The organism is Rhodococcus sp. NBC_00294 (genome assembly GCF_036163995.1).
Lineage (GTDB): Bacteria > Actinomycetota > Actinomycetes > Mycobacteriales > Mycobacteriaceae > Rhodococcoides.
In genome coordinates this window covers 1,793,042-1,816,861 of the sequence record NZ_CP108043.1, presented here as the reverse complement: position 1 = coordinate 1,816,861, position 23,820 = coordinate 1,793,042, and the positions used below count along the sequence as shown (strand labels likewise).

Sequence of the window (23,820 nt, the reverse complement as noted above, 5' to 3'; positions counted from 1 at the left end):
TTCGAACGAACAGTCCGCAGCATTGACCCGGATATCTCTCGGTGATCAGCGGTCGAGCTTGTGCTTCACCGTCTCGGCCAGATCCTGACCGAAGCTCTGCGCGACCGACAGTCGCTTCTGGGCGACCCGGCGCGGGGCGTTGCGCCGACGGCGCACCACGACGACGGCCACGATCGCACCGACGACGGCGGCGATGACGGGGGCGCTCACTGCGGAGGCCTTCTTCACGTCGGACGAGTTCGCGTCGAAGCTGCGCACCTGCTGGGCGACGTTGTCCGCGGCGTGCTTGGCACGATCGGCGACCTCGCCGGCCTTGTCCTGCGCCTTGGCAGCGACCTCGTTCGCCTTGTCGGCTGCCTTCTCCGCGACGTCCCCGGCCTTGTCGGCCACCTCGTTCGCCTTGCCGGCAGCCTTGTCCGCGACCTCGTCGGCCTTGTCGGAAGCCTTGTTGGCCGCGTTCTCCGCCTTGTCTGCGACGTCCCCGGCCTTGTCCTTCACGGCACCCGCGGCGTCGTCGACAGCCTGACCGGCCTTGTCGGCGGCCTGCTTGCCGTCCGCCTTGGTCTGCTGGGCTGCACCCTCGGTACGCAGCGAATCGTCGCCCGTGACCTCTCCGGCCTTCTTCTTCGCGGCGCCTGCGGCCTCGTCGACCTTGTTCTGAGCCTTCTCGATGAAGTCGGCCATGATGCACTCCTTTCGACGCTGCCCCTACCGGGCGCGCTCGTGTTCGTATGAAGGTGAGTCGTACAGAGAACGGAGAAGCGCGCGCCGACGACACATGATCTGGGTCACAGCCCGCGTCGACCTGACGGGACGACCGGACCGGTGACCGCATTAAGGTCGGCGCATGGGATCCAACCGACCGGGCAACCGCGGGCAGAAGCGCGCCGCCAAGACCGCGGCGCGGCGACGCCGACAGACCTCGGGGCCGACGGCGTCCACGACAGAACGGGTGCTCGCTCGCTTCGTGACGTGGATGGCCGCTCAGGAGGGCGCGGGAGACGTCGAGCCGACGCGTCGCGTCGTCGAGTCACTCCTGGGTGAACTCACCCGGGTCCACGAGGGATTCACCCCCACGGCCTGGACCCCGGACGACGCCCACCTCGTTCTCGACGCCGCCGAATCCGTCCTCGCGCAGAACACCGAGGCGAGCGAGGACGCCGCGCTCCACCTCGTGTTCAGCGCCCTGTCCTATCTGACGTTCCTCGACGACGAGGACATCTGGAGCGGCAGCGACGCCGACTACGAGCACTGCATGGAGGACCTCACCGATTTCGTCGACGGCGTCCCCGACACGCTGACGCCCGAGGACATCACCCTGCCCGAGGTGACTGCGGACGCGGAGTCGGCGGCACTGGCCGAGCTCGCGATCGTACGCGACGTCGACGCCCTGCTCGCCTGGTCGAGCACCGGTCGGCCGATCGACGCGAAGGAGGTGGCCGCCGCGCTGGGGCTCACCGTGCCCGCGTCGACGTTCCAGATGCCCGCCGACGTGCCCGAACTCGCCCACGCCTGGACCACCGCCGTGTCGTCCGGCGTCGTGGAGATCTCGGACGCCGGCGCCGCTCCCGGACCACTCGCGGCGAATGTCCGGGCGCGCGAGGCGGACGCTCTGCGCACCGTCGTCGCAGCGCACGTCACGGCGCAGTTGTCCGCCGACGACGAGATCGACGTCTCCGCCTCGGTGGCCGACAGCTTCGTCGCCCAGGCGGTGCTGGCCGCCATGACGCCGGACCCGCCCGAGGGCAACCTGGACGAGAACTACGACGACCTCGAGGGCGAGGACAAGCGGACGGCGGAGTTGGTGACCGCGAAGCTCCGAGCGTTCATCGACCAGGGACTGCTCGTCGGCGGAGAGGTGTTGCTGGTGCCACCCGAGCTCCGGCACGCGGTACTCGACGGCGTGGGACGAGCGGACATCTTCGGCACCGTTGCCGCCGAGACCTCCGCCGAGGACTGACACCGCGGCGTAGCGTGCGCGGCGTGGCCCTGATTCATCGCGCGACCATCGTTCCCACCAAGATCGACCTGCTGCGGCAGTGGGTTCCGCTGCAGCCGTGGGCGGCAGGCATCGACGTCGGCACGCTCGAGGTCGTCGACGCCTACCGCTTCGACGATCCCGACGGCGAGGTGGGACTGGAGTCGCACCTGCTCCGCGCCGCCGACGGGACGATCCTGCACGTGCCTCTCACCTACCGATCGGCACCGCTTCCCGGCGCCGAGACGGCGCTGATCACCACCATGGAACACAGCGTGCTCGGGACCCGCCACGTTCACGACGCGGCGCACGATCCGGTGTATCTGGCGACGCTGCTGCGGACCGTTCTCACGGGCGGAACTCAGGCGGCGTTCGAGTACTCCGAGCCCGGGCCCGAGCGCGAAGTCACCGCACTCGTCCACGGAACCGGACAGGCCGGCGCCGACGTTCCCGACGTCCACGCGCCGTCGGTCGACACCCGCGGCACCGACACCGTCGTCGACGTCGGCACCGCCGTGCTCACCCTGCATCGCGTCCCGCTGGACGACCCGGCTGATCGCGACGCCCTGGTCGGCACGTGGGCCGGACGGGCTCACCCTGCCGTTCTCGCGACGGCCGTCCTGCATGGAACCGCGCACGGCGGGTAGGCCACTGCCGACGAGCGGGGCCGCCCGGTCGGGAGAGGACCGCACATGCCGTACGAGGATCACGACCTGGAGCTCGACCTGCGCTGGTGGGCCGCGGCGAACTATCTGACCGTCGCGCAGATCTACCTGCAGGACAACACGTTGCTCCGGGAACCGCTACGGGCCGAGCACATCAAGCCCCGGCTTCTCGGGCACTGGGGCACGAGCCCCGGCCTGTCGATGATCTACACGATTCTCAACCGGCACATCCGCCGCACCGACACCGACTGGCTCTACGTCACCGGTCCCGGCCACGGCGGTCCCGCACTGGTCGCGTCGACGTATCTGGAGGGCACGTACAGCGAGATCTATCCGAAGGTCTCCCGCGACGCCGAGGGACTGCGAGTGCTGTGCCGCCAGTTCTCCTCGCCCGGCGGCATTCCGAGCCATGTCAGCGTGCCCACACCCGGCAGCATCCACGAGGGCGGCGAACTGGGCTACGCACTCGTGCACGCCGCGGGTGCCGCCTTCGACCGCCCGGACCTCACGGTCGCCTGCGTCATCGGAGACGGTGAGGCGGAGACCGGGCCGCTGTCGGCGTCGTGGAAGCTTCCGGCCTTCCTGAACCCGCGTCGCGACGGCGCGGTGCTCCCGATCCTGCACCTCAACGGTGCGAAGATCGCGGGGCCGACGGTCCTCGGCCGGACCTCCGACGAGGATGTCGCACAGTATCTCTCGGGGCAGGGCTGGGCACCCGTCGTCGTCGAGGGCGACGATCCGCACCAGGTGTTCCGCGATCTGGAACAGGCGATCAGGAACGCACACGAGACGATCCGCGAGGCACAGCGCGCCGCCCGCTCCGGGTCCGGTGATCGCGTGCGCTGGCCGGCGATCGTGCTGCGCACACCCAAGGGATGGACCGGTCCGCACGAGGTGGACGGGGTTCTCGTGGAGGGAACGAACAGGGCGCACCAAGTTCCGCTGTCCGGAGTGCGCGACAATCCCGCGCACCTCCGACTCCTGCAGGACTGGTTGTCGTCCTATCGGCCCGAGACACTGTTCGACGAGAACGGCACCCTGGTCGAGGAACTCGCCGATCTCGCCCCGTCGGGTGACAAGCGCATGGGATCGACGCCCTACGCCAACGGCGGACGACTCCTCACACCGTTGACCATTCCGACCCTCGACACGTACGCCCTGGACATACCCGCACCCGGCACCACGTTCCACGGGACGACGAAGGTGCTCGGCGAGCTGCTCCGAGACATCTACTCGCGCAACACCACCGAGGACGGCGGCGGATCCTTCCGGCTCTTCTGTCCGGACGAGACGGCCAGCAACCGTCTCGACGCCGTGTTCGACGTGACCGACCGCTGCTGGCAACTGCCCACCACCGAGTGGGACACGGCGCTGTCTGCGGACGGACGGGTGATGGAGGTGCTCAGCGAGCACCTGTGCCAGGGATGGCTGGAGGGGTACCTGCTCGCGGGCGGGCACGGACTGTTCGCGAGCTACGAGGCGTTCGCGATGGTCAGCGTCTCGATGATGATCCAGCACGTCAAGTGGCTCCAGCACGCCCGCGACCTGCGGTGGCGCGAACCCGTCGCGTCGCTCAACATCCTGTTGACCAGCACGTGCTGGCGCAACGACCACAACGGCTTCAGCCACCAGGGCCCCGGCATGATCGACGCCGCCATCCCGCTGTCCCCCGAGGTGGTGCGCGTGTGGCTGCCCCCGGACGCCAACACACTGCTGTCCATCTCCGACCACTGCCTGCGCAGCCGGGACCACGTGAACCTGATCGTCGTGGACAAGCAGGAGCACCTGCAGTACCTCACGCTGGACGAGGCACACGAACACTGCGCCCGGGGAGCGTCGATCTGGGAGTGGGCGGGCACCGAGGCGAGCACCGCCGACCGGCCCGAGGTCCCGGACAGTCCCGACATCGTGCTCGCGAGCGCCGGTGACGTTCCGACACAGGAGATCCTCGCCGCAGTCGAACTGCTCCGCGATTGGGTTCCGTATCTTCGGGTGCGGGTGGTGAACGTCGTCGATCTGATGGCGTTGATGCCGGTGCGCGACCACCCGCACGGCATGCCCAAGGAGACGTTCGTGGACCTCTTCACGGCGGACACCGACGTCGTCTTCGGCTTCCACGGCTACTCGCGCGCGGTGCACGAGCTCCTGCACGGACGCACCGGTGCCTCCCGATTCCACGTGCACGGCTTCCGCGAACAGGGAACGACCACCACGCCGTTCGACATGGTGGTCGTCAACGAGATGAGCCGATACCACCTCGTCCTCGACGCGCTGCGACGTGCGCGACGCGTGCCCGAACACAGTGCCGATCTGGCCGATCACTGTCGGAACCAGTTGGAGCGTCACCGGTCCTACGTCGTCGAGCATCTCGAGGACATGCCCGAGGTGAAGGACTGGACGTGGGGGTCGGCAGAGCGTCACTGACCCGCGGCGGGGGCGTGTCGACGCCCCCGCCACCGTCATCCCGCCGACCGGGTCATCCGGCCGGCTGGGTGTCGGGAATGCCGCTCTCCGGTGGGGTCGCCTCCTCACCGGTGTACTCCTCGACGGCCGAGTCGCCGATGTCCGTGACCAGCACCGGGGTCAGGTTCTCCGGCTTGCCGTTCGTGATCTTGTAGACGCTGGCACCGGAGATACCGAGATGACTGTCCTCGGAGTAGCGGAACGGGGCGAGCTGAGGGCCGGGCAGGTCCTTGCCCTGCGACTGCAGCGCCGCCACGATCGCCTCCCTGGTCGGGTTCTCGCCCGCGGCCTGCAGCGCCTGCACGAAGGCGTAGGCGTGGCTCATGCCGTAGATGCGGTAGTTGGTCAGCTCCTCACCGGTTCCGTTGGCGGCCCACACCTTCCGCCACAACTGCGTCCACGGGTTGTCCGGCGAGTCGATGCCGGGGATGTACTCGAGGGAGATCATGTTCTCGAGCGACGAGGCGCCGTCGGTCACCGCGCCCTGGGAGAAGCGTCCGAGCAGCGACCCGACGAGGTCCACGTCGGAACCGATGGAGCTGTAGAACCATTCGGGCGTGTAGTTCAGTCGGCGGGAGACCAGTTGGCTCAGTGCCGTGTACGACGGGACGTTGAAGCCCAGGATCAGATCGGCACCCGCCGCCTGGAGGGACGCGATCTGCGGGGCGACGTCGGTGTTGCCGGACGTGTAGCGGGCGACGCCGACGATCTGATCCTCGAGGTACTGGCGCACCGCGGCCTCGCTGTCGCGGCCGAGGTCGTCGTCCTGCAGGAAGAGTCCCACCTTGGCGTCCGGCCGGTTCTTCTGCACCCAGTCGCCGATGATCTTGCCCTCGACCTGGTAGTCGGGCTGCCACCCGAAGGTGTTGGGGTACTTGGCCGGATCGTTGCCCCACATGATCGCGCCCGAGGACACGAACAGATCGGGGACGCCCTCCTCGTTGAGGAAGTCGATGACCGCGCTGTGGGTCGCGGTGCCCAGACCGCCGACCATCGCGAACACCTCGTCCTGCAGGACCAGCTCGTTGACCACCTGCGTGGTGGTGGTCGGGTCGTACGCGTCGTCACGCACGAGGTACTCGATCTGCCGACCGTTCACCCCGCCGGCGGCGTTGACGTAGTCGAAGTAGGCCTTGGCGCCCGTGGGGATCTCGCTGTACCCGGGAGCGGCGACTCCCGTCAGGGGATAGTGCGCACCGATCTTCACCGAGGTGTCGGTGATCCCGACGGTCGAGCCCTCCGTGGACTCCTCCGCCTCCTCACGGCCACCCGCACCGCACGAGGCCACCAGTACGACGGCCGCAGCGAGAGCGGTGCCCCGCTGCGCCCATGTTCGGATCCTGTTCATCGAACTCCTTCTCTCTTCAGACGACGCTGTACGAGACGACCGCGGACCGTGCCGACCAGTCCGAGTGGCGCGAAGAGGATCACGACCACGGTGAAGATGCCGGTGACCAGAGGCGCGAGTTCCGCGGCCTGCAGGCTGCTCAACCCAGCGTCGAGGCCCAGGTTGGTCACCACCGGCGGGATGTAGGTGAGGAGCGCGGCACCGATGAGAGCGCCTGTCAGCGAACCGAGTCCGCCGATGACCACAGCGGAGAGCAGGGTCAGGGACAACACCAGCGTGAACCCGCTCGGCGCGGCGATGCGGGAGGCCATCGCCATGATCGCCCCCGCGGCACCGGCACACGCGGCACTGACCACGAAGGCCAGCACCCGTGCCCGCCCGAGGTCGATCCCCGCGATCTCGGCCGACACCTCGTCGTCACGCACGGCGCGCCAACGCCGTCCGACGCGACTCGACGACACGTTGGCCAGCAGGAAGAACACCAGCACGAGCAGGAACCACCCGACGTAGGCCACGAACTTCGTGGACGTCAGCTCGTTTCCGGTGACGAAGAAGGCGATGTCGTCGAGCGCGGACGGCACGTCGGGACTGGGCACGATGAGACCCTGCTCGCCCCCGAGGTACTCCGAGAAGTACAGCGCGAGACCAGGGACGGCGACGGCGAGCGCCAACGTCGCGCCGGCCAGGTAGGGCCCGTGCAATCGCGCCGCGGCGACCCCGACGACGACCCCGACCAGACCGGCCACGACGGTGGCCGCGATCAGGACCAGGGGCACCGACCAGCCGGACTCGTTCGCCCGCAACATCAGTGCCGCGGTGTACGCGCCGACCGCCATGAATGCGCCGTGCCCGAGGGAGAGCTGACCGTTGAGTCCGGTGAGCACGGTCAGTCCGGCCGCGGCGATCGCGAGATACGCCACCGACGTCAGCTGGCTCTGCCGGAACGTGCTGACGCTCTCCAGCACGAGAATCACCACGACGAGGGCCAGCAGAGCGCCGAGCAGGTGCCGCCGCACCGGAGTCGACACCACGCGGGCGACGCGCGAGCGTGCGGATGAGGGGGTGTGCCTGTCGGTCGTCGTCACGGTCATGTCAGACCCTCCTCGCTGCCGCGGCAGCGAACAATCCGTTGGGACGCAACAACAACACCGCGATGAGGATGACCAGCGCCGCGAAGGACACGAGGTCCTGCCCGATGTAGCCACTGACCGCACTGAGCCCGACGCCCATCAGCAGTCCGCCCACCACGGCGCCCACCGGGCTGTCGAGACCGCCGAGCACGGCGGCCACGAATCCGAACACCACGACGGAGTCCATGTAACCGGGGTGCACCAGCGACCCGCCGGCGATGAGCAGACCCGCGACCGACCCGACCACCGCGGCCAACGCCCATCCCAGCGTGAGCATGCGGCCCACGCGCACTCCCAGCAGGCGCGACACCTCCTGGCTGAAAGCACTGGCGCGCATCGTGAGTCCGAGATCGGTGAACCGGAACAGCGCGACCAGCGCGGCGAGCACCACCAGCACCGCGACGACCTTGTAGATGTCGTTGCCCGTCAGCGCCACGTCCACGGACCCGATGCGCCGACCGTCGAGACCGAACGGAGCGGGAAAGGACCGGAACTGGTTGCCGAACACCAGTGCCGCCACCGCGTGGATCACGATGAAGAGACCGAGGGTGAGGATCACCGGATTGATGTGCGACCCGCTGTCGACGTACCGGATGATCAGTCGCTCGATCAGCGCGCCGAGCACGAGGCCGGACACGAGCGCGGCGGCGAAGCCGACCCAGTAGGAGTAGCCGGCATCGACCACGACGAGCGCCACGTACGTGGTGATCATCGCCATCGGCGCCTGCGCGAAGTTCACGATGCGCGTCGAGCGCCAGATCAGCACGAGTGCCAGAGCGAATGCGGCATAGACCATCCCGTTGGTCACTCCGTTGATGACGATGGTGAGCAGTTGTTGCACTCTGTCGTCCTTTCGTGAGGGTGGTCAGAAGCCGAGGTAGGCGTGGCGGAGTTCCTCGTCGCCGACGAGGTCGGCCGCCGGACCCTCCCGCGCCACCGTCCCCAGGGACAGCACGACGGCGTGTTCGGCGATGGACAGCGCGCTGCGGGCGTTCTGCTCGACCAGCACGACGGTGAGGCCGTCCGAGTCGACCGAGTCACGCAGCGTCTGGAAGATCTGCGCCACCACGCGGGGAGCGAGCCCGAGCGACGGTTCGTCGAGCAGCAGGATCGTGGGGGTCGCCATGAGTGCGCGCCCGATCACCAGCATCTGACGCTCACCGCCCGACAGCGTGTGCGCGGTCGACGCCCGACGCTCCGCGAGAGCCGGGAACATGGACAGCACGCGGTCGATCCCCACCGCGGCCGCGGACCTGTTGCGGCCCAACGCCCCCAGCCGCAGGTTCTCCTCCACGGTGAGTTCGACGATGACCCCGCGGCCCTCGGGCACGTGCGACAGTCCACGCCGTGACATCGACTCCGGGCTCGCTCCGACGAGGTCGACCTCGCCCATCCGGATGTGGCCGGCCACCGGCGGGTGCAGCGCCGAGATCGTCCGGAGCAGGGTCGTCTTGCCGGCACCGTTGGCCCCGAGCACCGCGGTGACCGCGCCGCGGGGCACCCGCAGCGACACGGAGTCGAGCGCGGTGACGGCGCCGTACCGCACCGTCAGATCGGACACGGTCAGGGCGTCGCGGGTCGCCTCGTCCCGCACGACGTCACGCATCACGGTCCACCTCGTCCCCCAGGTAGGCGGCGAGCACAGCGGGATCCTCGCGCACCGTGTCGGGTGTCCCGCGCGCGATGACCTTCCCGAAGTCCAGGACCACCAATCGATCACAGACACTCATGACCAGATCCATGTGGTGCTCGACCAGGAGGATCGACATCCGCGAGGTGAGTCCGCGGACCAGCTCACCCAGCTCGTCCATCTCTGCGTTCGACAGACCCGACGCCGGCTCGTCGAGAAGCAGCAACGTCGGCTCCCCCACCAGCGCCCGCGCGAGCGCTACGCGTTTGCGCACCGCGTACGGCAGGCTGGGCGGGTACCGGTCGGCGTACTCGTCGATGCGGAGTTCGGACAACGTGGCCAGAGCCCGGTCGCGGATCGCGGCGGTGTCGGCCCCGCTCCGAGCGAGTCCGAGCAGCCCGGCGACGATCGAGGTCCGGGCGAGATGGTCCGCACCGACCATGACGTTCTCCACCACGGTCATCCGGTCGAACAGCCCGAGGCCCTGCAGTGTGCGGCTCATACCGAGTGCCGCCAGCGCGGTCGGCTTCAGCCGGCGTACCACCCGGCCGTTCCGGGTCACGGTGCCCGACTGCGGCGCGACGAGGCCGCACGCGACGTTGAACAGTGTCGTCTTGCCCGCCCCGTTGGGTCCGATGACTCCGACGACCTCGCCTCGTCGGACATCGAGTCCGACGTCCGACAGGGCGACGATGCCGCCGAACGACACAGTGACGGACGACAGCTCGAACACGGACTCGGTCATGGTCTCGATCGTTGACACAGTGGCCCACCTCACATCTCGGTGGCACTCACTATGGTCACTCCGCACAGTCGGCGATATGGTCTCCGCGCACGAAAAGGGTCATGCCGTGGGCACCAATTTCGGTCAAACCGCTCGAACCGTCGGGCGCTGTGCGCAAAAATGCGCGCATGGCGTCGCCGTCGATCGGCCGTGGATCGGGGCTGCATCCTGTCCGCGGACGGCTGTCGGCGGAGGAACGAGCCGCGATCCAACGCGCGTGGGCGACGCTGATCCCGGAGGCTGACGCCATCGCCGACTCCATCACGTTGGCCCTGTTCGAGCAGGACCCCGACTATCTCCAGGCCGGCTCCGACATCACGGCCGTGGTCCGTCGCAGCACGCGGGAACACATCCGTCTGGGGCTGCGCAAGCTCAGCGGCACGCAGCACGGGAGCGAGGACAACACCGAGGTGTGGCGGCGCACGGGTCGCGAACGCGCGCGCCAGGGCATCCCCATGGAACTCGTGCTCAAGGCGTACACCCTCGGTAGTCGAACGTTGTGGGAGGAACTCGTCAACGCTCGCGGCGCGAATCCCGGGCTGCTCGAGCCGCGACTGCTTCTCGTCGCCGGCCAACGGTTGTGGCACGCACTCGATGCGCAGAACACGATTCTCGTCGACTCGTACCGGCGTGAGACCGCACGGATGCAGCAGCGCGACGTCACGAAGATCCTCGCCGTTCTCGACGGCTTGCGCGACGGGCGCGGAGCCGATCCCGCGTTCGTCGTCGATGCGCGGAACACACTGGGGCTCACCGCACAGCATCGGATCGCGTGCGTGGTGGGCCCACTGTCCGAGCGAGGTGACCCACCCCTGACCTCACCGGAGGACGCCGTCGACGGCGTGACATCACTGTCGCACTGGCACATTCGCGACGGGGTTCAGTTCGGCGTCGTGTGCCCGGCCAAGGCGGACCTCGGCCCGGTGGCGGAGGCTCTCGCCGCACGCGCGGTCGGACCGGTGGGCATCGCCGCGTCGACGGACGGACTCGTGACCTTCGCCGCCGCGTACCGAGCTGCCGCGCGCACGGCGGCCACCATCGGCGCCGGCGACACTCCCGCCGCGGTGGCCACGGACCGACTGCCCCACATCGTCATGTCTGCCGACGACGAGATCTCGGATCTGGTCGTGTCCCACGCACTCGGGTCGCTGAACGGACACCCGCCCGCGCAGCGGGAGGTACTGCTCCGAACTCTGGCGCACGTCCTCGCCACCGACGGTTCACCCACCAACGCCGCCAAACTGCTGTACTGCCACCGGAACACGGTGATCTATCGGCTTCATCAGGTCGAGGAACTGACCGGCCGATCCATCACCGCGCCGGACGACCGGCTCCTCCTCACCCTTGCCCTGGTCCGCTCCGGGCACTGGGCGGACGCGGTGGCCGGCGTCGGCGCCGCCACGACTGTCACACCAGAGAGCTCGACCGCAACGTCAGCACGGTGATCTCGCTCGGTGCGAAGACACGGAACGGTGGACCCCAGAACCCCGTGCCCCGGCTCGTGTAGAGCTGCGTGCGGGCGCCGTGTCTGCTGAGGCCGTGGACGACCGGTTGATCGAGTCGGACGAGCAATCCGAACGGCCAGATCTGCCCGCCGTGTGTGTGCCCGGAGACCTGCAGATCCACTCCCGCCGCCACTGCCGCGTCGATCTGCTTCGGCTGATGCGCCAGCAGGAAGATCGGCAGCGACGGTTCCGCGTCCGCCAGCGCGGCGGTCAGATCCGCGCCGTGACCCACCTCGCCCGACCCGCGCGCGGTCCTGTCGTCCACCCCGGCGACGACGAGCCTGTCACCACCGCGCATGACGGTGATGTGCCTGTTGTGCAACGAGTCCCAACCCAGTGACGTCATGTGGTCGAGCCACTCCTGGGCCTCGCCGAAGTACTCGTGGTTGCCCGTGACGTAGACGCGTGCCGACTTCGCGTGCACTCGTTCCAGGGGCGCCACCTGCTCGCGTCGACGCTCCACCGACCCGTCGGCGAGATCACCCACGTGACAGACGATGTCGGCGTCCTGGCGATTGATCTCCGCCACGACGTCGGAGGACCAGACGGACCGTTCGATCGGCCCGTAGTGCGTGTCCGTCACCAGGACGACGCGGAGCCCGTCGAGTCCGGCGCCGAGTCGATCGAGCGTCACCGTCACGTGCTTCGTGCGCGGCAGCCGCATCGCCTCGCGTCGTCCCCACACCGCCAACGCGACGATGACGGCCAGCACGGCGCCGGCGACGATGCGTGATCGCAGCGGATCGTCGACCCCGACGAGGCCGAGCCCGAGCCGTACGACGAGCCCGATGATCGACCACACGAACGCGATCCACACCAGTCCGAGCAGGGTGTCCCCGATGCGGGCCCATCGGTCGGAGTGTGCCCGGCCGTGCCCCTTCGCCATGCCGATCACGAGCGCGGCGGCAGCACCGACCGCGACCACCGTCGCGATGGTCCTCGCGGCGATCGGCCAGTCCGCGCCGGTGAACGCGAGAGTCCACAGCGGCGTCCCGAACAGGATCGCGAGAACGACTGTCACGACGGCGAGCCGGCCCACGGGCGGCCCGCCGGACGGAGTGCTCTCGCGAACCTCGCCCGGCACTGAGTGGTCCGACATGGTGCACGTTCCTTCGGTGTCGGGAGCGTCGGCGATCTCTCGAGGAGCATCGCCGCGCGTGGGAGAGACGCGTCAACCGTACGCGGAACCGTGCGGCCGGTCCGCGCGTCGAATGTCACGGGGATCGTGGCACCGCGGTCGGGGAGGACACGAACATGGGGTTCGACATCACGGGGGTGATCGGTGCCGCGGGCGAGACGATCTCGGACGCGGCGTCGGAGATGGTCGACTTCGCGACGGGACACGACAGCGACGCGGCGGAGTCCGCGGCACGACTGACGGCGGAGTTCCACGCCGACGACGCCGTCCGGGTCGCCCGCGAGGCCGTCGACAGGTCCAGGGTGGGCGACACGGCGAGTGGCGCGAGCGTCGTGGTCCCGGAGGCGTTCGACGGCATGTCGCACCCCGAGATGTTCGCGTACACCACCGAACTCACGCCGGAGCTCCTCGATTCCGGTGCCGCGATGTGGCGCGAGGCCCACACCCGGGCGACCGCACTGGTGTGGACCCTGTGGAACGACCTCGGCGCCGTGCTCGGGACCGACTGGCAGGGCGCCGCGGCCGACTCCGCGCTCGCCGCGATCACGACGTACCGCACCGAGTCGCTGCGCACCCTCGACCTCATGGACATCGTCGCGGGCAAGCTCGAGCAGTCCCGCGACGGGTTCGCACTCACCCGCGCCACCATGCCCGCCCCACAGTCGTTCACACCGTCGGACTGGGCGCGCACCGCGATGACGGCCGCGTTCCTCGGACCCGTCGGCGCCGCCGGGTCGATCACCGCGATGATGGCCGAGGAGGAGGAGCGGCGCGCCGAGGCCGTGGCGGTCATGAACGGCACCTACGTCCCCACCGCCGTCCGAGCCGATCACGGCGTGCCGGTGCTCACGCCGCCGGGAGATCCGGCGAGCGGGTCCGCGTCGGGTTCCTCGTCCTCGGCGGCCGGTGGCATGCGCGGAGGTGTCGACGCCGCATCGCTCGGTTCGACGGCACTCTCGTCGCTCGCGGCGACTCCCGCACCGACCACGGCGGCGTCGGTCGGCGACTCGACGCCCGTCGCAGGGCCACAGCCTGCGGCCGCCGCCCAGAACTCCGCGGGAGCAGGCACGAGCAGCACCCCGAACGGCGCAGCTCCGCCGTCGGGTGTCGCACCCGTGAGCACGGCACCGGTCGGCCCGTCGGGATCCCGGCCTGCCCTGACTTCACCCGCGGGCTTCGGGCGCGGCTCGACCCCCGCCGGGTACGGGACGGCAGGGCAGCGGTCATCGGCGGGATCCGGTGGGTCGGGCGCGCGGACACTCGGTCCGGGATCCTCGTCCGGGCGCGGCCCCTCGGGCGGTACCACCGGCCCCGTCCTGCAGAGCGCGACCTCAGCCGGCGCGGGCGGTTCCGGCGCGGGCACCCGCGCGGCGGCCTACGGACCGGGCGCAATGATGCCGGGGAGCCGCGCCGGTGGAGACCAGGACGGCGACCACACCACGGCGGGGTACCTCGTCACGGCGGACAACGGCGACCGCCTGGTCGGGGAGCTCCCACTCGTCGCTCCCCCGGTGATCGGGTGATCGTTCGAGCGGCTCCCACGGGGGTCGCCTCGTGGCACCTCACGTCACTCGAGTTCGCCGTACTTCTCGACCGGATCGGCCGCGATCGAGTGCCGTTCCCCTTCTCCTGGACCACGCGCGCCCGCACAGCCGCGGATCTGCGTGCGGAACGCGAGGCCGCCCGCCGCCGCCTCGGTGACCGATCGCTGCTGGCCGCCGCGTCCCTGCTCGGCGGACCCGGACTCCAGGTCACCGCCTGCGGGGTGGAGTCGAGCGATCGACGCGTGCGCATCCGAGCCGCAACCTCGTACTCCGCGATCCCGCTCCATTCCGACCGGCCTCCGGCCTTCCCGCTCCATTCCGACCGGCCTCCGGCCTTCCCGCTCCATTCCGACCGGCCTCCGGCCTTCCCGCTCCATTCCGACCGGCCTCCGGCCTTCCCGCTCCATTCCGACCGGCCTCCGGCCTTCCCGCTCCATTCCGACCGGCCTCCGGCCTTCCCGCTCGCCGTCGTGGTGGTCCAGGACCCGGGACCGACCTCCGACACCGGCGGCACGGTCCACGTCCACGCCGTACCACCGGAGCGCATGACCCACACCCTCACGGCGGCGCTGCCCCACCGCCGCGCGGGACGGGTGACGCCGTCGTCCGTGTCCCGCGACGACGTGGTCCGCGCTCCGTCGTCCCACCTGCACGATTCGCGTGGCGACACCGACCGCGATCGCGTGATCCACATCCTCGACGGGCCACGGGAGGGGCTCGGTGAGATCGTCGTGGGACACGGCGGCGACGGCCCGCTCGAGGCGATCGCCGGCAGACGGTGGATCGACGCGCTCGGTGACGGGCGCTACCTGGTGCACGCGACCGACGTGGTGGCGGTGCTGCCCGCCACGGCCCAGACCATCGCGGCGGCGCTCGACGACGAGATCCGACGGGCCGGTGCGGTACCACCGGTGACGGGTACACGCAGCTAGGGTTGGGCCATTGAACGCTGCGGCGCTGACGCGTGCGCGGCCGATCGAGAGGACTGGGCAGATGAGCGATCGCTACCCGCGCGACTCCGACAACCGCGACGTCGGCAACTACGGCTACGACGACCGCACTCGGGCCTACGGTCGGCAGGAGCCCTACGCCGAGCCCGGTGGTCAGCGCTACGCGCCGCAGAAGCCCGCATCGTCCGGACTGAAGTTCGACGTCGGCCCGTTCATCGGCGGAGTCGTCGCCACCGCCATCACCACGTTCATCGCAGGATGGGTGGCCACGGCGATCGTCCAGGCCGTCTACAACCGAACGGGAACCAGCGTGTTCTGGATGTACGGACTGGAGGATCCCTGGATCGCCGGTGTGTACGGCGCCCTCGCCGCGATCCTCGCCGGAGCGTTCATGCTCCTGCTGTTCCAGGCGGTGCCGTCACCGAACACGTTCTTCAGCTGGATCGCCGGACTGGTGGTCGTCGCGATCATCGTGCTGCCGTTCCTCGCCGCGGGAGCGATCACCGCTGCGTTCGGCTCCGCGATCGTCAACGGCCTGATGGGGTTCGTCATCGTGGCCCTGCTGTCCACCACCGCGGCGAAGACGTATCACGGTCGTCCCTGACAGCCCCCGTCGTGCGTGACGCTCAGGGAATCCAGTACCCCTGAGCTTTGACCGACCTGCGCGGAACGCGGTAGTCGGACTTCAGGATCGACGCGATCGAGCGCGTCGTGACCGTGTCGCACGCGACCCATGCGGCGTGGCGGGACGCGTCGAACGCTGCGGCCGAGACGGCCTCCACCATCGAGGCACCGCCGTCACGCCGTCGTACTCGATGTACCTGCGTGGCGCTCGTCGCCGCGAGCGGGAGCGCGTCGTCGCCGTCGTGCACGGTCTCGAGCCACAGGGTGACGGGAAGATCGTCGGGCAGAGCGGCCAGCAACGAGTTCACCGCGGGAAGTGCCGCGCTGTCTCCCGCGATGAGGTATCCGGCGGGAAGCGGGTCCGGTACCGCGTACTTCGAGCCCTGGAAGGTCGCCTCGAGGGTGTCGCCGGGGGCGGCGCGTCGTGCCCAGTGCGCGGCCGGACCGTCGTGCAGCGCGAACTCGAGGTCGAAGCGGTCGTTCTCGGGGTCCGGGTTCACGACCGTGTAGGCACGGTGGTGCAGCGAGGCACTGCCGTCGTCGGTGGGAAACCACAGGCGCAACCACATCGTGGGATGCACGGGCTTGCGCGTGAACAGTCCACCCGCGGAGACCGTCAACCGACGGTAGTGCGGGGTGACGTCCTCCGCCGCGAGGACGGTGAGCAGTACGTCCGAGCCGCCCATCAGCTTGAGGACCGTGCTGTGCCAGCCCTTGGTCTGCTCGCTGGTCGCTGCGTCGGTCATGCAGCTGAGGGTAGCCTAACCCTGACCGACGTGGGGGTGTGCCAACTCCTCGAGGTACTCCGCGATGCCGTCGTCGTCGTTGCTCGCGACCACCCGATCGACGAGAGCCTGCACCTCAGGGATGGCATTGGACGGACAGATCGCGGTGCCGGCCCACGCGAGCATCTCCAGATCGTTGCGTGCGTCTCCGGCGGCCGCGACCTCGCGCCGAGCGATGCCGCGGCGCTCGCACAGCGCCGCCAGAGCGGTCGCCTTGGACACTCCGCGCGCGGCGATCTCCACGTAGGGCGCGCCGGAATGGGTGACCGAGACATCGTCGACACCGCCGGCGAGCAACGCGCGGTAGAGATCCACGCTCGGCACGGTGGCGTGGCGGGCGACGATCTTCACCATGTCCTCCCGCAACCACGGGAAGGCTGGAGGCCGGTCGCTGTCGGACGGGAAATCACCACCCACGACAGTGTCCATGGTGGACGGGTCGCGGTGATGGTCGGAGAACACGCACAACGCGGCGTAGCCCGTCTCCGCGACGAACGAGGTGGGTCCGACCGCGGCGACCACGGTTCCCGGTACGAGGGCGCGCACCCGGTCGACCGCGGCCTGACCGATGGCGACGTCCATCCCCACCGTCTCGGTGATCACGGGTGTCCCGTCGGCGAGATCGATGAGGACGGCGCCGTTGGCGCACACCGCAATTCCGCGGAAACCGCTCTGCTCGGCGAACTCGTGCACGGAGTGCCGAGCACGGGCGGTGGCCCACACCACGTCGATCCCCGCGTCTCGCGCTGCCGCCATGGCGTCGGCGGTGCGCGCTGAGATGGTCCGGTCAGAGCGCAGCAGCGTCCCGTCGAGATCGGTGGCGAAGAGTCGAACGGTCACCGGGTCAGCCTCTCACCCGGTGACCGTTCCGACCGGGAGTCAGCTCAGCGCGTCGGCGACGGGCGTCTCGCCCTGGTCGAACTCGATCATGCGGCCGGCGGTGGACGGGGTGTCGAGCACGGTGGCGATCACCGCGGCCACGTCGTCGCGACTGACCGAGTCGCCCGTCGCTCCCTGCGCCTTGGTGGTGATGGAGCCGGTGCCGGCGTCGTCGGTGAGGCCGGACGGCGCGACGATGGTCCAGGACAGGTCGCTGTTCTTCAGGTGCTGATCGGCCTCGGCCTTCGCCTCGGCGTACGCGTAGAAGGAGTCGTCCGGGGAGACACCGTGATCCGGTCCGGCACCGAAGTACGACACCAGCACGAACCGCGGGACGCCCGATGCGGACGCAGCGTCGATGCAGCGGATGGCGGCGTCGCGGTCCACGGCGTACGTGCGGTCGGCATCGCCACCCCCGGCGCCGGCAGCGAAGACGACGGCGTCGTGGCCGGTCACGGTTCCGGCGATCTCCTGGGTGGTCTGCGCCTCGACGTCCGCGACGACGGCGGTGGCGCCGGTCTTCTCGATGTCGGCGGTCTGATCGGGATTGCGGATCAGCGAGGTGACCTGGTGCCCACTCTCGGTCAGAATCTTCGCGAGCTTCAGGGCGATCTTGCCGTGGCCGCCGACGACTGCGATGCGTGACATGAGTTCCGGGTGTCCCTTCTTCGAGCACGGGCGGCCGTACGACCGTCCACGGAGGGGGGTTCCCTGCTGTCGGCGCCCGACAAACATCGGGCGCCGATCAGGGATACGGTCTGCCCGCCGCGGCGGGACCACGCACCTTTCCGACGAGCCCGGCGACCGCCAGGATGGTGACCACGTAGGGCAGCATCAACATGAACTCGCTGGGTACCGGCGAGCCGATGATGCCCAGCACGTTCTGCAGGTTGGACGCGAATCCGAACAGCAGGGCCGCCAACGTCGCACGGACGGGATCCCAGCGTCCGAAGATCACGGCGGCGAGGGCGATGTAGCCGGCACCCGCGGTCATCTCCTTGCCGAACGCACCGACCGACCCCAGGGTGAAGTACGCGCCGCCCATGCCGGCGATGGCGCCCGCGAGGCAGACGTTCCAGAAGCGGGTGCGTGCGACGTCGATACCCACGGAATCCGCGGCGCGCGGATGCTCACCGACCGCGCGCAACCGCAGGCCCCACCGCGTGCGGAAGAGGCCGACGAACACGGCCGCCACAGCGATGTACATGACGTACTCGATGACCGTCTGCCGGAACAGCACCGGACCGATGATCGGGATCTGCGAGAGCAGCGGAATCTCGATGCGGGGGAAGCGCGGCGGCGTGTTCAGTGTCGCGGCGCTGGGGACCAGCACCTTGGAGTACAGGAAGCTGGTGAGCCCGACGACGAGCACGTTGAGCACCACGCCGACGATGACCTGGTTGACGAAGTACCGGATGGAGAACACCGCGAGGACGCTGCCCACCAAGGCTCCTGCGACGAGTGCCGCGGCGAGACCGACGTACGGCGACCCGGTGAGCGTCGCGACCACCGCGCTGACGAACGCGCCGCCGAGGAGCTGGCCCTCGATGGCGATGTTGATGATGCCGACGCGCTCGGAGACGACGCCGCCGAGCGCACCGAAGATCAGCGGGGTGCTGAGGGCGACGGTTCCGAGGAGCAGCCCCGGCACGGGAATGGTCTCGCCCACCGCGGACCACGTGAGGAACAGCAGGACGAACGCGACGGCGAACACCGCGGTGACCGCCACCGGTGTGCGCTGCCCCGCCCGGGTGCGAATCGCACTGACCAGCGTGAGGGCGGCGAGCAGGATCACGAGCGCGATGCACGTGGCGCGCGCGGGCAGCCCCACGTCCGGCAACCTGACGAAGTCGCTGTCACTGGCCAGGGAGAACGTGCTGGTGCCGCTGTCGCCCCGCAGCCCGAAGGCCAGCAGCGCGACGACGGTGACGACACCCAGGACGACGGGAAGCTTCCAGGAGGCGGCGGGACGGGACCCGGCGTCAGGAGGAGCCGTGGCGAGTGTGCTCATCAGCTCACCCCTTTCGCTCGAGGTTCGGGTAGTCGGAACACCGCTCGCACCAGAGGCGGCGCGGCGATGAACAGGACGATGACCGACTGGACGACGAGCACGATGTCGATGGGGATCGACTCCGCGGCCTGCATCGCGAAGCCGCCCGCCTTGAAGGCTCCGAACAGGATGCCGGCGGCGAACACACCCCACGGACGCGAGCGCCCCAGCAGTGCCACCGTGATGGCGTCGAATCCGATGCCGGCGTCGATGTCAGCGGAGAAACCCGTGGTGACGGTACCGAGCACCTGTGCGACACCAGCGAGCCCGACCAGGGCACCCGACAGGACCATCGCGTAGATGTACACGCGCTCGACCTTGATGCCGGCCACGCGGGCCGCGGAGGCGTTCTCCCCCACGACGCGGAACCGGAAGCCGACGCTCGACCTCTCGAGCAACCACCACACAGCTGCGGTCACGGCGATGACGAGGACGAATCCCCAGTGCAGCGAGTACTTCGATCCGAACAGCGACGGCAGGATCGCGTCGTCCATCATCGCGGGCGTCTTGGGGTTGTTGGAGCCGGGTGCCTGCAGCGCGCCGGGAGTGCGCAGCAGGTACGAGATCAGGTAGAACGCGACGTAGTTGAGCATGATCGTCACGATCACCTCGTGCGCGCCGGTCCGCGCCCGCAGCAGGCCGGCGATGCCGCCCCACAGCGCGCCGCCGACGACACCGGCCAGGATCGCGACGATGAGGTGCACGTAGGGCGGCAGGTCGAAGGTGAACCCGACGTAACCGGCACACGCGGCGGCGATGAGCATCTGGCCGCGGCCGCCGATGTTGAACATGCCGACCCGGAACGCCAGCGCGACACCGAGACCCGCGGCGATCAGCGGGGTGGCGAAGGTGAGGGTCTCGGTGAGCGGACGGATACCGTCCGCGAACCGAGGCCGTCGGAAGTTGTAGACACTGCCCTGGAAGAGCGCCGAGTAGGCGCCCCAGACCGAGTCCCAGATCGCGGAGAGCATGTCTGTGGGGCGTGAGAAGAAGTAGCCCGCCGTCTCACGCACCTGCGGATCGGTGACGGCGATGAGAATCGCGCCGACGACGAACGCCATCAGGACCGACAGCAGGGACAGCAGCACACTGCCACTGGCGATCTTGCGCAGCACCGACTCGGACGTGGACGGCGGCGTCGCGGTGTCCGTCGCGGTCACGCGGCTCCCTCGGTGTTCGCGTCGGTGGAGTGGCCTCCGGCCATGAGCAGTCCCAACTCTTCTCGTGAGGCGTCGCCGGACACGATGCCGACGATGGTGCCTCGGTACATCACCGCGATGCGGTCGGCCAGCGCCGACACCTCGTCCAGTTCGGACGAGATCACGATGACGGGGGTGCCCGCGTCCCGCGTCGCGACGATGCGCTTGTGCACGAATTCGATGGATCCCACGTCGATTCCGCGCGTGGGTTGCGACGCGATGAGCAGGCGCAGATCGCGCCCGAGTTCCCGTGCGAGCACGACCTTCTGCTGGTTACCGCCCGAGAGTCTGCCGACGGCCGTGTCGATGCTCGGCGTGCGGATGTCGAACTCCGACACCTTCTCCGACGCGAACGACCGGAGGAAGGACCGCACGATGCTGCCACGAGCGGAGAACGGCCCGCCGTGCGACCGGTCGAGCATGAGGTTCTCGGCGATGGTGAACTCGCCGACGAGTCCGTCCTCGGTGCGGTCCTCGGGAACGAAACCCACACCGGCGTCGAGCACGGACTTCACGTCGCGACCGACCAGCGAGGCACCGTCGAGCGTGATCTGACCGGTCATCGCCGGATGCAGACCCAGCAGTGCTTCGGCGAGCTCCGTCTGACCGTTGCCCTGCACGCCCGCGATCGCCAGGATCTCGCCGGCGCGCACCTCGAAGGACACGTCGTTCACCACCGGGCCGGCAGCACCCGGAACCGTCAGGTTCGACACGACCAGCGCGGCATCCCCCAGCTGCGCCGGGTCCTTGGCGACGCGCAACTGCACGTCGCGACCGACCATGAGGGACGCCAGTTCGCCGTCGGTGGCGGTCGGCTCGGCCTGGCCGACGACCTTCCCGAGGCGGACGACGGTGATGCGATCGGCGACCACGCGCACCTCACGCAGCTTGTGCGTGATGAAGACGATGGCCGTTCCCGCCTCGGCGAGCTGACGCATGATCGTCATCAGCTCGTCGGTCTCCTGCGGGGTGAGGACCGCCGTCGGCTCGTCGAAGACCAGGATGTCGGCCTCGCGGGAGAGCGCCTTGATGATCTCGACGCGCTGCTGCACGCCGACCGGGAGATCGCCCACTGTCGCGTCCGGATCCACGTCGAATCCGAAGCGGGCCGACACCTCCCGTACCAGCGCACGAGCCGCGTCGAGATCGAGGCGACCGCCGAACGTCGTCTTCTCGTTGCCAAGGATGATGTTCTCGGCGACGGTGAACACCGGGATCAACATGAAGTGCTGGTGCACCATGCCGATCCCGGCGGTCATCGCCTCGCCGGGGCCGGCGAAGGTGCGCCGCTCCCCGTCGATGACGATCTCGCCCTCCTCCGCCCGGTACAGGCCGCTGAGGACGTTCATCAGCGTCGACTTCCCGGCACCGTTCTCACCGAGCAGGCAGTGGATCTCCCCCGCCTCGACGGTCAGATCGATGTGGTCGTTGGCGACCAGGGAACCGAAACGCTTGGTGATGCCCCGGAGTTCGAGCTTCGGCAGGTCGTGCCCGGGGCTGCTGTCGAGCGTGGACGCGGTGTCGTTCGACGCCATCGTCAGTTGGGCGACGAGGGCGACGTGACCGTGATCGATCCGTCGATGATGCCCGCGCGGATCGTGTCGAGTTCACCCTGCAGAGCCGGATCGACCTGCGACTCGAAATCGTGGAACGGAGCGATGCCGACACCGTCGTTCTCGAGCGTGCCGACGTACGGGGTGTTGTCGAAGGAGCCGTCGCCGACCGCCTTGACCACTTCCTCGGTACTGGTGGCGAGGCCCTTGGTCACCGACGTGAGCACCAGGTCGGACACCGACGGGTCGGAGACGTACACATCGGCGTCTGCGCCGATCAGCGCGATCGGACGGTTCGCGTCACGGATGGCCTGGGCAGCGGACTGGTAGATCGGACCACCGACCGGGAAGATGACGTCGGCGTTCTGGTCGATGAGGCCCTGCGCGGTGTTCTTCGCGACCTCGTTCGCCTCGAATCCACCTGTGAAGGAGCCGTTCTGGGCGTCGACGTCCCAACCGATGACGCGCACGTCGCGGTTCTTCTGCTCGTTGAAGTACTTCACACCGTCGGCGAAGCCGTCCATGAAGATGGTGACGGTGGGGAACTGCGATCCGCCGAAGGTACCGACAGTGTTGGTCTTGCTGTAGCTCGCTGCGGCGTAGCCGGCGAGGAACGCGGACTGCGCCGTGTCGTAGGTCAGCGGCTTGACGTTGTCCAGTTCGATGGACGAGTCGTCGACGATGGCGAAGTTGACGTCGGTGTTCTGCTCCGCGGCTTCCTTGGTGGCGTCCGCGAGCGCGAAACCGACCGTGACCACCAGTCCGCAGCCCTGATCGACGAGGTTGTTCAGGTTGGGCGTGTAGTCCGTCGGGGAGTTCGACTGCACCGTGATCGGCTCGACGTTCAGTTCGCCGGCCGCGGTCTGCAGGCCCTCGTAGCTCAGCTGGTTGAAGGACTTGTCGTCGAAGCCGCCGGAGTCGGAGACCATGCACGGGGTGAAGTCACCCGAGTCGGATCCGCCGCTCGCGCTGTCTTCCGGCGCTGACCCACAGGCGGTGACCAGGGTGAACGCGCTCGCGACTGCGACGGTGGAGAGTGTTGCTCTGGAAAGGGTGTTCGGCACGGGTGTGCTCCGTTTCGCTCGTGGCTGTGATGGAACATTAACCCGAGCGTCGGACGAGCGCCGAGCGTCCGTCCGAAAACCTGCGTGCGACCCCACCCCCGGACATGCCACTGGGGCCGGACACCTGTCGGTGTCCGGCCCCAGTGTGAAGTTTCGGTGGGTTACTCCGAAATCAGATCGCGCGAACGCCGCTCGCCTGAGGACCCTTGGCGCCCGAGGTGACCTCGAACTCGACGCGCTGGTTCTCTTCGAGGCTCTTGAAGCCGGTGCCCTGGATCTCGGAGAAGTGGACGAACACGTCAGGTCCATCTTCCTGAGCGATGAAGCCGAAGCCCTTTTCGGCGTTGAACCACTTGACGGTGCCCTGAGTCATGGTGTTGCTCCCTACAGCTGATACTTCGAGTTTCACACCGTGTGAAACCCGGGCCGGCACTGAACGTGACGAACTCCGAGTTTCCTCAGAAAAACGCACACGCTCGCAACTACAAGTTCCCAGCGAGCGTGCATGAACACGAACACACAAAAACTACG

Annotated in this window: 22 protein-coding genes; 7 read left to right on the top strand and 15 right to left on the bottom strand. The window is 68.9% G+C overall.

The features are described 5' to 3' along the window. Positions 1-45 precede the first annotated feature (45 nt). Positions 46-684, bottom strand: a complete 639-nt coding sequence (locus OHB23_RS08520; RefSeq protein ID WP_261778159.1) for a hypothetical protein — start codon at positions 682-684, stop codon at positions 46-48. 163 nt (positions 685-847) lie between these two features. Here OHB23_RS08520 and OHB23_RS08515 point away from each other — a divergent pair, with 163 nt between their 5' ends. From OHB23_RS08515 to OHB23_RS08505, 3 genes are read left to right on the top strand one after another with little or no spacing between them, the layout of a single operon-like run. Next, a complete protein-coding gene (locus OHB23_RS08515; RefSeq protein ID WP_056442034.1) occupies positions 848-1,960 on the top strand; it encodes a hypothetical protein in 1,113 nt (370 codons plus the stop codon). Positions 1,961-1,983: 23 nt separating this feature from the next. After that, complete coding sequence (locus OHB23_RS08510) at positions 1,984-2,625, top strand: CG0192-related protein (protein WP_328811293.1); 642 nt, start codon at positions 1,984-1,986, stop codon at positions 2,623-2,625. Between the two features lie 45 nt (positions 2,626-2,670). Continuing rightward, on the top strand, positions 2,671-5,067 hold the full coding sequence (locus OHB23_RS08505; RefSeq protein WP_328811292.1) for a phosphoketolase family protein: 2,397 nt from the start codon (positions 2,671-2,673) through the stop codon (positions 5,065-5,067). Positions 5,068-5,119: 52 nt separating this feature from the next. Here the strand turns inward: OHB23_RS08505 and OHB23_RS08500 are convergent, their stop codons facing one another. From OHB23_RS08500 to OHB23_RS08480, 5 genes are read right to left on the bottom strand one after another with little or no spacing between them, the layout of a single operon-like run. Beyond that, positions 5,120-6,454, bottom strand: coding sequence for an ABC transporter substrate-binding protein (locus OHB23_RS08500; protein WP_328811291.1), 1,335 nt, complete (start codon positions 6,452-6,454; stop codon positions 5,120-5,122). After that, positions 6,451-7,545: a branched-chain amino acid ABC transporter permease gene (locus tag OHB23_RS08495; protein ID WP_328811290.1), complete on the bottom strand. Its 1,095-nt coding sequence runs from the start codon at positions 7,543-7,545 to the stop codon at positions 6,451-6,453. Before OHB23_RS08495 ends, OHB23_RS08500 begins: the two co-directional genes overlap by 4 nt. Position 7,546: 1 nt before the next feature. Beyond that, positions 7,547-8,425 carry a branched-chain amino acid ABC transporter permease gene (locus tag OHB23_RS08490; protein WP_222639481.1) on the bottom strand — a complete coding sequence of 293 codons (879 nt, stop codon included), beginning with the start codon at positions 8,423-8,425 and terminating at the stop codon, positions 7,547-7,549. A gap of 24 nt (positions 8,426-8,449) precedes the next feature. Beyond that, positions 8,450-9,190, bottom strand: a complete 741-nt coding sequence (locus OHB23_RS08485; protein ID WP_037184775.1) for an ABC transporter ATP-binding protein — start codon at positions 9,188-9,190, stop codon at positions 8,450-8,452. Continuing rightward, a complete protein-coding gene (locus OHB23_RS08480; protein ID WP_261775734.1) occupies positions 9,183-9,959 on the bottom strand; it encodes an ABC transporter ATP-binding protein in 777 nt (258 codons plus the stop codon). Before OHB23_RS08480 ends, OHB23_RS08485 begins: the two co-directional genes overlap by 8 nt. A 167-nt stretch (positions 9,960-10,126) precedes the next feature. Between OHB23_RS08480 and OHB23_RS08475 the strand changes: the two genes are divergently transcribed. Then, positions 10,127-11,443 (top strand): PucR family transcriptional regulator, encoded by a 1,317-nt coding sequence (locus OHB23_RS08475; protein ID WP_328811289.1) that lies wholly within the window; start codon positions 10,127-10,129, stop codon positions 11,441-11,443. Here the strand turns inward: OHB23_RS08475 and OHB23_RS08470 are convergent. Next, positions 11,406-12,602 (bottom strand): metallophosphoesterase, encoded by a 1,197-nt coding sequence (locus OHB23_RS08470; RefSeq protein ID WP_328811288.1) that lies wholly within the window; start codon positions 12,600-12,602, stop codon positions 11,406-11,408. The genes OHB23_RS08475 and OHB23_RS08470 overlap by 38 nt on opposite strands. A gap of 155 nt (positions 12,603-12,757) precedes the next feature. On the opposite strand from OHB23_RS08470, the gene OHB23_RS08465 reads away from it, so the two are divergent. The 3 genes from OHB23_RS08465 to OHB23_RS08455 all read left to right on the top strand — a co-directional run bounded on the left by OHB23_RS08465 (position 12,758) and on the right by OHB23_RS08455 (position 15,739). Further along, positions 12,758-14,164, top strand: coding sequence for a hypothetical protein (locus tag OHB23_RS08465; RefSeq protein WP_328811287.1), 1,407 nt, complete (start codon positions 12,758-12,760; stop codon positions 14,162-14,164). Beyond that, positions 14,161-15,117, top strand: coding sequence for an ESX secretion-associated protein EspG (locus OHB23_RS08460; RefSeq protein WP_328811286.1), 957 nt, complete (start codon positions 14,161-14,163; stop codon positions 15,115-15,117). Before OHB23_RS08465 ends, OHB23_RS08460 begins: the two co-directional genes overlap by 4 nt. Positions 15,118-15,178: 61 nt before the next feature. Continuing rightward, positions 15,179-15,739 carry a hypothetical protein gene (locus tag OHB23_RS08455; RefSeq protein WP_051613116.1) on the top strand — a complete coding sequence of 187 codons (561 nt, stop codon included), beginning with the start codon at positions 15,179-15,181 and terminating at the stop codon, positions 15,737-15,739. A 22-nt stretch (positions 15,740-15,761) separates the two neighbouring features. On the opposite strand, the gene OHB23_RS08450 is transcribed toward OHB23_RS08455, so the two are convergent. The 8 genes from OHB23_RS08450 to OHB23_RS08415 all read right to left on the bottom strand — a co-directional run bounded on the left by OHB23_RS08450 (position 15,762) and on the right by OHB23_RS08415 (position 23,662). Then, entirely contained in the window at positions 15,762-16,505 is a 744-nt protein-coding gene (locus OHB23_RS08450; protein WP_328811285.1) for a siderophore-interacting protein, read from the bottom strand. A gap of 15 nt (positions 16,506-16,520) precedes the next feature. Beyond that, the gene (locus OHB23_RS08445; RefSeq protein ID WP_285184442.1) at positions 16,521-17,384 is read right to left on the bottom strand and encodes an HAD hydrolase family protein; all 864 of its coding nucleotides are present in this window, start codon (positions 17,382-17,384) and stop codon (positions 16,521-16,523) included. Positions 17,385-17,423: 39 nt separating this feature from the next. Beyond that, complete coding sequence (locus tag OHB23_RS08440; RefSeq protein ID WP_328811284.1) at positions 17,424-18,071, bottom strand: SDR family oxidoreductase; 648 nt, start codon at positions 18,069-18,071, stop codon at positions 17,424-17,426. Between the two features lie 97 nt (positions 18,072-18,168). Further along, positions 18,169-19,434, bottom strand: a complete 1,266-nt coding sequence (locus OHB23_RS08435; protein WP_222649695.1) for an ABC transporter permease — start codon at positions 19,432-19,434, stop codon at positions 18,169-18,171. After that, positions 19,434-20,633 (bottom strand): ABC transporter permease, encoded by a 1,200-nt coding sequence (locus OHB23_RS08430; protein ID WP_231476227.1) that lies wholly within the window; start codon positions 20,631-20,633, stop codon positions 19,434-19,436. Before OHB23_RS08430 ends, OHB23_RS08435 begins: the two co-directional genes overlap by 1 nt. Beyond that, a complete protein-coding gene (locus OHB23_RS08425) occupies positions 20,630-22,207 on the bottom strand; it encodes an ABC transporter ATP-binding protein (protein ID WP_328811283.1) in 1,578 nt (525 codons plus the stop codon). The genes OHB23_RS08430 and OHB23_RS08425 overlap by 4 nt, the downstream gene beginning before the upstream one ends. A 2-nt stretch (positions 22,208-22,209) precedes the next feature. Then, positions 22,210-23,289: a BMP family lipoprotein gene (locus OHB23_RS08420; protein ID WP_037184768.1), complete on the bottom strand. Its 1,080-nt coding sequence runs from the start codon at positions 23,287-23,289 to the stop codon at positions 22,210-22,212. A gap of 172 nt (positions 23,290-23,461) precedes the next feature. After that, positions 23,462-23,662 carry a cold-shock protein gene (locus tag OHB23_RS08415; protein ID WP_027504730.1) on the bottom strand — a complete coding sequence of 67 codons (201 nt, stop codon included), beginning with the start codon at positions 23,660-23,662 and terminating at the stop codon, positions 23,462-23,464. Positions 23,663-23,820 lie beyond the last annotated feature (158 nt).

Excerpts from the sequence above, each read along its gene's own strand:
- OHB23_RS08435 (WP_222649695.1), bottom strand. The coding sequence starts at position 19,434 with ATGAGCACACTCGCCACGGCTCCTCCTGACGCCGGGTCCCGTCCCGCC.
- OHB23_RS08450 (WP_328811285.1), bottom strand. The coding sequence starts at position 16,505 with ATGACCGACGCAGCGACCAGCGAGCAGACCAAGGGCTGGCACAGCACG.
- OHB23_RS08465 (WP_328811287.1), top strand. The coding sequence starts at position 12,758 with ATGGGGTTCGACATCACGGGGGTGATCGGTGCCGCGGGCGAGACGATC.
- OHB23_RS08425 (WP_328811283.1), bottom strand. The coding sequence starts at position 22,207 with ATGGCGTCGAACGACACCGCGTCCACGCTCGACAGCAGCCCCGGGCAC.
- OHB23_RS08485 (WP_037184775.1), bottom strand. The coding sequence starts at position 9,190 with ATGCGTGACGTCGTGCGGGACGAGGCGACCCGCGACGCCCTGACCGTG.
- OHB23_RS08505 (WP_328811292.1), top strand. The coding sequence starts at position 2,671 with ATGCCGTACGAGGATCACGACCTGGAGCTCGACCTGCGCTGGTGGGCC.
- OHB23_RS08455 (WP_051613116.1), top strand. The coding sequence starts at position 15,179 with ATGAGCGATCGCTACCCGCGCGACTCCGACAACCGCGACGTCGGCAAC.
- OHB23_RS08470 (WP_328811288.1), bottom strand. The coding sequence starts at position 12,602 with ATGTCGGACCACTCAGTGCCGGGCGAGGTTCGCGAGAGCACTCCGTCC.
- OHB23_RS08495 (WP_328811290.1), bottom strand. The coding sequence starts at position 7,545 with ATGACCGTGACGACGACCGACAGGCACACCCCCTCATCCGCACGCTCG.
- OHB23_RS08500 (WP_328811291.1), bottom strand. The coding sequence starts at position 6,454 with ATGAACAGGATCCGAACATGGGCGCAGCGGGGCACCGCTCTCGCTGCG.
- OHB23_RS08415 (WP_027504730.1), bottom strand. The coding sequence starts at position 23,662 with ATGACTCAGGGCACCGTCAAGTGGTTCAACGCCGAAAAGGGCTTCGGC.
- OHB23_RS08520 (WP_261778159.1), bottom strand. The coding sequence starts at position 684 with ATGGCCGACTTCATCGAGAAGGCTCAGAACAAGGTCGACGAGGCCGCA.
- OHB23_RS08440 (WP_328811284.1), bottom strand. The coding sequence starts at position 18,071 with ATGTCACGCATCGCAGTCGTCGGCGGCCACGGCAAGATCGCCCTGAAG.
- OHB23_RS08480 (WP_261775734.1), bottom strand. The coding sequence starts at position 9,959 with ATGACCGAGTCCGTGTTCGAGCTGTCGTCCGTCACTGTGTCGTTCGGC.
- OHB23_RS08515 (WP_056442034.1), top strand. The coding sequence starts at position 848 with ATGGGATCCAACCGACCGGGCAACCGCGGGCAGAAGCGCGCCGCCAAG.
- OHB23_RS08475 (WP_328811289.1), top strand. The coding sequence starts at position 10,127 with ATGGCGTCGCCGTCGATCGGCCGTGGATCGGGGCTGCATCCTGTCCGC.